Genomic DNA, 1,184 nt, shown 5'->3' on the forward strand with positions numbered 1-1,184 from the left:
CTGGTATTACTAAGCGAGGTAACAGTTACCTACGAAAACAACTTATTCATGGTGCTCGCGCCATTATCGCCAGAAGCCACCATAAAACAGATGCGCTAAGCCAGTGGATAAATCAATTACGCGAGAAAAAACACTTTAATTGTGTGGTGGTCGCCACCGCGCACAGATTGGCTCGACTGATGTGGATATTGCTGACCAAGCAAACTCTCTACTCACCTCAGTTTGTGCAAAATACACAAAAGGATGCTTAATTATGCGTATTTTACACGCCAATCACACCCGAGTTTACGACTTAAGACAGCCCGTCGAAGACATAGGTTTTAAAACCTGAGTGGGTGTTTGGGCACTTAAGTCGTAACATACGCTTATCCTGTATGTACTCACTTATAATGAAATAAAAAGCGCACGCTAACCAAGGTTAACCAGATAAAGACACGAGATTCAATCTCGTTTGGGTGAATATTTTTTAGGTCCCTTGGTACGAAGCTCATTAGGAGCATGGCGCATGGCGCATGATAATCATGGCACCATAGCTCGAATATATGTCAGTACCTTTGCTTTTAAGCAAGCTTGTGACGCATCATGACTGTGAAATGGGATACATGATAATAAAATAAAGGCATCAATTTTGATGTTTATACATTAGCTCGTCTTGACTTCAGGGGAGCGTCCATATATGTCTTTGTTATTTTCCAAGCTAAATAATCAATCGAAATAAGTTCGATGTTTGAAATTTGAGCGACTGTCCTTGTTAATTTACTTTTCTTTAGTGCTATGTTGTTTAAGTACAACGTGTTAGTAGTAAATCAACACCCACTATTTAAAGTGGGTGATGAGATGGACGCTCCCCAAAACGGCGTCAATGCGCCAAACTGGTATTAACTCACACTCAGTTAAAAGGGAACGTCCGTCATGAAAATTAGCACATTATCAATTGATTTGGCAAAAAATGTATTTCAAGTCGCTGGCTTTAATTCTAACCATAAAAGAGAATGTAATAAACGCTTAAACAGATCTAAACTCAACGCCTTCATGGCGAATACCCCACCGTGCCGCGTGGTGATGGAAGCCTGCTATTCTTCCCACTACTGGGGGAGAGTATTTACGTCTTACGGTCATACCGTTGACCTTATCCCTGCACAACACGTTACCCCCTTTGTTCGCGGTAATAAAAACGACAGTAA

General features: G+C 41.1%; 2 pseudogenes. Both read left to right on the forward strand.

The features are described 5' to 3' along the window. Positions 1-251, forward strand: a pseudogene (locus GQR56_RS21165) (IS110 family transposase); the annotation flags it as partial. Positions 252-912: 661 nt separating this feature from the next. Continuing rightward, positions 913-1,184, forward strand: a pseudogene (locus GQR56_RS21410) (IS110 family transposase); the annotation flags it as partial.

Source organism: Pseudoalteromonas sp. Z9A5 (assembly GCF_011378875.1).
In the GTDB taxonomy this organism is placed as follows: Bacteria; Pseudomonadota; Gammaproteobacteria; order Enterobacterales; family Alteromonadaceae; genus Pseudoalteromonas.